Origin of the sequence: Kitasatospora sp. NPDC093558 (genome assembly GCF_040683475.1) — a bacterium.
Lineage (GTDB): Bacteria > Actinomycetota > Actinomycetes > Streptomycetales > Streptomycetaceae > Kitasatospora.
Map to the genome: position 1 here is coordinate 1 of NZ_JBFBDY010000521.1, position 4,533 is coordinate 4,533.

Consider the following 4,533-nt stretch of genomic DNA (forward strand, 5'->3'; position numbering starts at 1 on the left):
GTCTCCCAGACGACGCCGGACCAAATGCCGTGCGCGGCAAGGTCGGTGGCCTCGGCGAACGTCAGGTTCTTGCTCTGGTCGGTGGAGAGGTAGCGCATGGCGAAGGACGCGCCGGCGGCTTGCAGCGCGCCGGCCGACGGATGCGTCCACGGGTAGTCGACTCCCCAGGTCACTGGGCGCCTCCGCGTGAGGACGGGGTGGATGCGGGGGTGGCGGTGGCGAGTTGGGCGCGCTCGGCGCGTCCGGCACGGTGGGGGCTCGCTCGTCATGGGTCTCACGGGCCTGCCGGCCTGCAGACATTCCGAGTACGTTCTACCCACCATCAAGAGCGCCAAAGCGACGAGTTGGACGACGTTTCTCCGGTCGGGGCTCAGGACCGGGCGGCCAGACCGAAGCTGACAGGCAATCAGCTGCGACGGATCCGGTGCAGCGGCCGCCACCGCCGTCCACGGCCGCCGCGACGACTCACCGCCCGGTCACCGTCCGTAGTCGGCCATGCCAGCAGCGCCCCCGCCCGCCTGGCCGGGCCTCCGGGGCGATCTACCATGAGAGACGAGGTCGTCTCGATCCCCGCACCTGCCCGCAGCGCAACGGTAGGGAGGCCGGCATGGAGTACGGGAACGCATTCGAGCGCGTCGCGCGCGCCGGGCGCGGGGACGCCTCGCGCTACCTGCCGATCGCCGAGCACGGACTGATCGGCGATCTCCGGACCGCCGCGCTCGTCGGCACCGACGGCACCATCGACTGGTACTGCTGCCCCCGCTTCGACTCACCGAGCGTGTTCGCGTCGATCCTCGACGCCGAGCGCGGCGGGTCCTTCGAGCTCGCGGCGGACGTGCCGACGCGCACGCGCCAGTTCTACTTCCCCGACACCAATGTGCTGATCACGCGGTTCTACGCCGCCGACGGGGTGGCGGAGATCCAGGACTTCATGCCGGTCGTCGACGAGTCGCGGGAGGCGGACCGGCACCGGCTGATCCGGCGAGTGGTGTGCGTCCGGGGCACCCTCCCCTTCCGGGCCCGGATAGCACCCCGCTTCGGCTACGGCGCCGAAACGCACACCGTGCGTGTGCAGGCCGGCGAGGCCGTCTTCGAGTCCCCGTCGATCTCGCTCGCCCTCACCTCCACCGCGCCGCTCGAAGCCGACGGCACGGACGTGTGGTCGCACTTCAAGCTCCTCGAAGGCGAGTCGGTGGTGTTCGCCCTCGACCGGATCGGCGACGGCCTCCGCCCGCGCGCCTGCCCGCACGCCGAGGCGCAGGCGCAGTTCGAGGCGACGGTCCGGTTCTGGTGCGACTGGCTGGGCCGCTCGCGCTACCGCGGCCGGTGGCGGGAGATGGTGCACCGCTCCGCACTGGTGCTGAAGCTGCTCACCTACGCGCCGACCGGCGCGATCGTGGCCGCCCCGACGACCAGCCTGCCGGAGCGGGTCGGCGGCGAGCGCAACTGGGACTACCGCTACGTGTGGGTCCGCGACGCCGCGTTCTGCGTCTACGCGATGCTCCGCCTGGGCTTCACCTCGGAGGCCGAGGCGTTCATGGGCTTCCTGTCCGACCGGGGCATCATGCGCGGCACCGGCCCCGGCGGCCCGCTGCAGATCATGTACGGCATCGACGGGCGCGCCGACCTCACCGAGTCCGAGCTGCCCCACCTGGAGGGGCACCTCGGGTCCGCCCCGGTGCGCGTGGGGAACGGCGCCGCCAAGCAGCTCCAACTCGACATCTACGGAGCGCTGATCGATTCCGTCTACCTCTACGACAAGTGGGGCCGGCCGATCAGCAGCGACCACTGGGACGAGGTCGGCGCCGTGGTGGAGTGGCTCTGCGACCACTGGGACCAGCCCGACGAGGGCGTCTGGGAGACCCGCGGCGGCCCGCGGAACTTCGTCTACTCGCGGCTGATGTGCTGGGTGGCGATCGAACGGGCGATCCGGATGGCCAACCGCCGCGGACTGCCCGCCGACCTGCCCCGCTGGCAGCGCAGCCGGGACGCGATCTACCGGCAGATCATGCGCGAGGGCTGGTCGGCCGAGCGCGGGTCGTTCGTCCAGGGGCTCGGCGACGACGTGCTCGACGCCTCCCTGCTCATGATGCCGATGGCCAAGTTCATCGCGCCCACCGACCCCAAGTGGCTCTCCACCCTGGACGCGCTGACCGCCGACCTGGTCTCCGACTCGCTGGTCTACCGCTACGACCCGGAGGCCAGCCCGGACGGCCTGCGGGGTGCCGAGGGCACGTTCTCGATCTGCTCCTTCTGGTACGTCGAGGCCCTCGCCCGCGCCGGACGCCTTGAGGAGGCCAAGCTGGCGTTCGAGAAGATGCTCACGTACGCCAACCACGTGGGCCTCTACGCCGAGGAGATCGGCCGGACCGGCGAACAACTCGGCAACTTCCCCCAGGCGTTCACCCACCTCTCGCTGATCAGCGCCGCCGTCAACCTCGACCGCGCCCTCGGCTGACGGCAGAGGCCGACAGCGGAGGCGGACGGCGGAGTCTGACGGTCGAGGCCGACGGCGGACGCCCGATCACGCGTGGGTCAGTTCGAGCACCGGGATGACGCGGATGCCGGCGGTCTGGCGGGCGTACTCGGCGAAGCCCGGGTAGCGCCGGGCCTGCTCGGCGTAGACGCGGTCGCGCTCCTCGCCGGTCAGCTCCCGGACGGACACCGGGTAGGTCTCCGTCCCCCGTTCGACGGTGCCCTCGCCGGCGGCGGTCAGGTTCCGGTACCAGTCCGGATCGGTGGGTGCCCCGCCCTTGCTGGCGAAGACGTAGACGACGTCCGGATCGACGTCGTGCGGCAGGCACATCATCGGGGCGACGTACTCCTTGCCGCTCGTGCGGCCCCGGTGGTGCACCAGGACGAGCGGGGCCCCCTCGAAGGGGCCGCCGACCTTGCCGCCGTTCGCTCGGAACTCCGCGATGGTCCTCGCGTTGAAGTCGAGCGGTTCACTCATGCCGAACTCCTGACTCTGGTGTTGCCGGGTGTGATCGGATCTTGCCCCCAGCCTGCCCGTTCCAGACGTGGACGCGGGCCCCGACACCGGGACCGGTCCGCATGGATCCGGCCGCACGGATCCGACCGCACGGATCCGGGCCGCACGGATCGGGGCGGGGGACGCCGGTCAGGCGAAGCCGGTCTCCGCGGCGGCGCGCAGGCGGCGGATCTCCGGATTGCGCCGCAGATCCGGGAACCTCCCGCAGAGCTCACGGACCACCTCGGCGAGGAACGTCCGTGCGGCCTCGGCGAGTTCGGCGTACCCGACCGTGCCGGCCGGCCCGCGTTCCAGCCGGACGCGGACGGTGTCGCCCCGGCGTTCGAAGCGGTACTCGCCCGCGCCCTCGGCGGCGGAGTAGCGGGCGCGCTTGGCGCCGGCGAGGTCCCGGGCGGCGCCGAAGAGGCCGAGGGCGAGGTCCAGGACCGGCCCGGTGCCGCTGAAGTCGGCGTCGTCGAGGCGGAAGGTGTACGGGCCCCAGAAGGCCTCGTGCGTGAGGTCGTGGAGGTCCGCGGTCGCGAAGTCCATGGTGCCGCGCGGGCCGCGGTCGGCGCCGCCGGTCGAGGTGGGGGAGAAGGAGAGATCGATCATGCTCTGGTCCGTTGCAGGTGGAGGGGAACGGCGGATCGCCGGGGGCCGGCGTGCGGCCCCCGGCGATCCGTTCGAGGGTCAGTAGATCAGTAGGGGTGGGCCGTCCTGGCCGTCCTCCTGCCCTTCTTGGTCAGCACCACGACCCGCACCCTGGTCGTGTGCCGGCCCCTGCTGTCCCGGCCGACGATGCGGCCGAAGTCGTGCTCGTAGATCCGGCCCGCGCGGCCGTCCGTGTTGGGCCTGCTCTTGCCCTTCTTGACGGTGGTGTGGATGAGGTACTTGACCTCCTTGACGTTGCGCGAGCGGAAGCGGCTCTTGCCCGCGACCCGGCTGACCGAGCCGTGCCCGCCGAGGACGTGCGCGAGGTCGATCCGGCACGACTTGTTGTGCGTGACCACCCAGTCGTCGCCGGAGCGGACGCTGTAGGTGTGCTGGTCGCCGATGGTGAGGTTGACGACCAGCTGGTCGGCGACCTCGCCCAGGTCGGTCACCCGGGTGACGGCGACCGGGGTGCCCGCCGGGGTCACGAGGGAGTCGCCGACGCGCACCTTGGCGGCGTCGGTCCACCCCTGGCCGGGCACCCAGACGGGGTGCTCGGCGGTCACCCGCAGTGCCGGGCCCGCCTCGGTGGCCCCGTCCCCGGCGGTCTCGATGTCGACCAGGTGCTTCGTGCCGTACCCGTAGATGACCGACAGGACCGGCTCGGGCCGGGTCTCGCCGGTGGCCGGGTCGGTGGACAGCACCTCGTCACCGACCTGGACCACGCCGATCGGCAGCTGTCCGCCGTCGCCCATGAGCACCGGGGTGTCGGGGGCGAAGGAGTTGCAGCCGGTGCGCCGGAACACGGACCGGGCGCGGGAGGCGAACCTCCTGGTCCGGCTGGCGGCGCGGGTCGCGCGGGCGGCGGTGAAGCCGGCCCGCACCGCGGTGTTGGCGCCGACCAGGCCGGC

At 72.2% G+C, this 4,533-nt stretch carries 4 protein-coding genes; 1 reads left to right on the plus strand and 3 read right to left on the minus strand.

What is annotated here, in order from left to right:
• Positions 1-607: 607 nt before the first annotated feature.
• Positions 608-2,458: a glycoside hydrolase family 15 protein gene (locus AB0O00_RS30520; RefSeq protein ID WP_363657246.1), complete on the plus strand. Its 1,851-nt coding sequence runs from the start codon at positions 608-610 to the stop codon at positions 2,456-2,458.
• A 66-nt stretch (positions 2,459-2,524) separates the two neighbouring features.
• Here AB0O00_RS30520 and AB0O00_RS30525 read toward each other — a convergent pair whose 3' ends face one another.
• From AB0O00_RS30525 to AB0O00_RS30535, 3 genes are all read right to left on the minus strand, one after another.
• A complete protein-coding gene (locus AB0O00_RS30525; protein WP_363657248.1) occupies positions 2,525-2,953 on the minus strand; it encodes a nitroreductase family deazaflavin-dependent oxidoreductase in 429 nt (142 codons plus the stop codon).
• Between the two features lie 168 nt (positions 2,954-3,121).
• Positions 3,122-3,583, minus strand: coding sequence for a hypothetical protein (locus AB0O00_RS30530; protein WP_363657250.1), 462 nt, complete (start codon positions 3,581-3,583; stop codon positions 3,122-3,124).
• An 86-nt stretch (positions 3,584-3,669) separates the two neighbouring features.
• On the minus strand, positions 3,670-4,533 hold an 864-nt coding region (locus tag AB0O00_RS30535), incomplete at its 5' end, for a Hint domain-containing protein (protein WP_363657252.1).

Bases quoted from the DNA above. Each gene is read 5' to 3' on its own strand.
- AB0O00_RS30525 (WP_363657248.1), bottom strand. From the start codon at position 2,953: ATGAGTGAACCGCTCGACTTCAACGCGAGGACCATCGCGGAGTTCCGA.
- AB0O00_RS30520 (WP_363657246.1), top strand. From the start codon at position 608: ATGGAGTACGGGAACGCATTCGAGCGCGTCGCGCGCGCCGGGCGCGGG.
- AB0O00_RS30530 (WP_363657250.1), bottom strand. From the start codon at position 3,583: ATGATCGATCTCTCCTTCTCCCCCACCTCGACCGGCGGCGCCGACCGC.